This window comes from Methylobacterium tarhaniae (genome assembly GCF_001043955.1).
GTDB lineage: Bacteria > Pseudomonadota > Alphaproteobacteria > Rhizobiales > Beijerinckiaceae > Methylobacterium > Methylobacterium tarhaniae.
Window position 1 is genome coordinate 1 of record NZ_LABZ01000225.1, and the last position, 1,184, is coordinate 1,184.

The 1,184-nt window shown below is 69.0% G+C and carries 2 protein-coding genes; both read right to left on the reverse strand.

The window, feature by feature from the left end; all coding sequences use genetic code 11:
• A partial coding sequence (locus tag VQ03_RS26355; RefSeq protein ID WP_048453887.1) for a biotin/lipoyl-containing protein occupies window positions 1-194 on the reverse strand: 194 nt, incomplete at its 3' end.
• Window positions 195-289: 95 nt separating this feature from the next.
• The coding region (gene pdhA / locus VQ03_RS26360) for a pyruvate dehydrogenase (acetyl-transferring) E1 component subunit alpha (RefSeq protein ID WP_048453888.1) at window positions 290-1,184 on the reverse strand (895 nt) is incomplete at its 5' end.

Sequence of the window (1,184 nt, forward strand, 5' to 3'; positions counted from 1 at the left end):
CGTCCTTCGTCCGCCAGGATCTTGGCGAGCACGCCCTCGTCGACCGCCTCGACCTCCATGGTCGCCTTGTCGGTCTCGATCTCGGCCAGGATGTCGCCGGCCTTGACCGGGTCGCCCTCCTTCTTGAGCCACTTCGCGAGCTTGCCCTGCTCCATCGTCGGCGAGAGGGCGGGCATCAGGATGTCGGTCGCCATGGATTACTCTGTCGATCCGGGAGAGGGGCGCGCCGGGTCGGGCGCCGGCCGAAGGGCGGGGGCAGCCATCCGCGCCGTGGCGGACGGCCCGGGCGCTAGAGCAGGATGTCGGTCCAGAGCTCGGACGGATCCGGCTCGGGATCGCTGGTGGCGAAGTCCGCCGACTCGTTCACGATCTCCCGCACCTTGGCGTCGACCGCCTTGATCTCGTCCTCCGGCACCTTGTGGGCCCCGAGCAGGCGCTTGCGGACCTGCTCGATCGGGTCCGATTCCTCGCGCATGCGGGCGACCTCGTCCTTGGTCCGGTACTTGGCCGGATCGGACATCGAGTGGCCGCGGTAGCGGTAGGTCTGCATCTCGAGGATGTAGGGGCCCTCGCCGTCGCGGGCATGGGCGATGGCGCGGGTGGCCGCCTCGCGCACGGCGCGCACGTCCATGCCGTCGACCTGCTCGCCCGGGATGCCGAAGGAGACGCCGCGCTTCGAGAAGTCGGTCTGGGCCGAGGCCCGCGAGACCGAGGTGCCCATGGCGTAGCGGTTGTTCTCGATCACGTAGACCACGGGCAGCTTCCACAGCTGCGCCATGTTGAAGCTCTCGTAGACCTGGCCCTGGTTGGCCGCGCCGTCGCCCATGTAGGTGAGGCTCACGGCCCCGTCGCCGCGGTACTTGTTGGCGAAGCCGATGCCGGTGCCGAGCGAGACCTGCGCCCCGACGATGCCGTGACCGCCATAGAAGTTCTTCTCGCGGGAGAACATGTGCATCGAGCCGCCCTTGCCGCGGGAATAGCCCCCCTTGCGGCCGGTCAGCTCGGCCATCACGCCCTTCGGCTCCATGCCGCAGGCCAGCATGTGGCCGTGGTCGCGGTAGCCGGTGATGACCTGGTCGCCGTCCTTCGAGGCCATCTGGACCCCGATCACCACGGCCTCCTGGCCGATATAGAGGTGGCAGAAGCCGCCGATCAGGCCCATCCCGTAGAGCTGGCCGGCCTTC